This is a genomic window from Leucobacter chromiiresistens (genome assembly GCF_001477055.1).
Lineage (GTDB): Bacteria > Actinomycetota > Actinomycetes > Actinomycetales > Microbacteriaceae > Leucobacter > Leucobacter chromiiresistens_A.
This window is the reverse complement of sequence record NZ_LDRK01000165.1, coordinates 1-1,251: the sequence shown is the minus strand read 5'-3', so window position 1 is coordinate 1,251 and position 1,251 is coordinate 1. Positions and strand designations below refer to the sequence as shown.

The window sequence follows — 1,251 nt, the reverse complement described above, 5'->3', positions numbered from 1 at the left end:
CCGCCAGCAGGGCCTTGATCCATGCAGGGTTGAGCTGAGGCGCTTTGCCGCCGTTGAACCGGAAGGCGATGGGGGCGTGCTCCGAGATCCACACCTCGTGGCGCCCGCTTCCCCGGTTCGCGTCGACCGACCAGCTCAGGAAGAATCCCTCGCGTTTCGAGAGCTTCATCCCCATCACCGTCTTCAGATGAGCGAGCGTGCGATCTTCGAACTCGTATTCACGGCCACCGTGCAGCATGTATCCCATACAGCAAGTGTCACATAATTTAAGCAAGTGAGAAAGCAACTTAATGACAATTTCACTCGAATCCGCGTGATGGTGCGCCATGCCACCGGAAAAGACCGCGAGAACTCGCGAGTGTCGCCGCATTTCCGTCACCGCTGCGACTCCCCGGAGTACCGCTCGAGCGCGATGACGGCGCGGCGAGCCGCCCGAGCAGGTGGACGTACAATCGCAGAGGGGATCGACGGCTACGAGACGCGCAGCCGCAGTGGAGAGATCGGTGGGGCGGTCGCATCAATATCGGAGAGGCCGCAATGAACAGCGATGCCGAAATGTTCCGCTACCTCGTCGAGGCGGTGCAGGACTACTCGATCTACCTGCTGTCGCCGGGTGGCATCGTGACCACCTGGAACGCCGGTGCGGAGCGCATCAAGGGATATCGACCGGATGAGATCATCGGGAAATCCTTCGAGACGTTCTTCACGGGCGAAGATCGCGCAGATGGCCTCCCCGGTCGCGTCCTCACGGTCGCGAGACGCGAGGGTCGCTTCGAGACCGAGGGGTGGCGGATTCGCAAAGACGGCTCGCGGTTCTGGGCGCATGTCACGGTGAACGCCGTGCGCGACGACCGGGACGACGTGATCGGCTTCGCGAAGATCACGCGCGACGTGACGGTGGCGCGAGAGGCGTCGAATGCGCTCAGGCGGGCGGCGTCGACCGACCCGCTCACCGGAATGTGGAACCGCTCGGCGTTCCTCTCCGAGCTCGGCCAATGGTCCGCTGATGCCGCGCCGTTCGCGGTCGCGCTCATCGATCTCAACGACTTCAAGCGGATCAACGACACGCTCGGCCATGCAGCCGGCGACGAACTGCTGCGGGGCACCGCAGAGAATCTGCACCGCAGGCAAGAGCTCGGCATCGTGACCGCGCGGCTCGGCGGCGACGAGTTCGCCGCCGCAGCGCTGACCCCTGTCTCTTCTACCCATCTTACGCTGCCGACGAACCACCCTTTTGAACTCTAGGTGGTG

At 63.5% G+C, this 1,251-nt stretch carries 2 protein-coding genes; one reads left to right on the top strand and one right to left on the bottom strand.

Annotated elements, in window-relative coordinates; genetic code table 11:
• On the bottom strand, positions 1-247 hold a 247-nt coding region (locus NS354_RS12850; RefSeq protein WP_058594823.1), incomplete at its 3' end, for a hypothetical protein.
• Between the two features lie 290 nt (positions 248-537).
• On the opposite strand from NS354_RS12850, the gene NS354_RS12845 reads away from it, so the two are divergent.
• Complete coding sequence (locus tag NS354_RS12845; RefSeq protein ID WP_082678084.1) at positions 538-1,245, top strand: GGDEF domain-containing protein; 708 nt, start codon at positions 538-540, stop codon at positions 1,243-1,245.
• Positions 1,246-1,251: the final 6 nt, after the last annotated feature.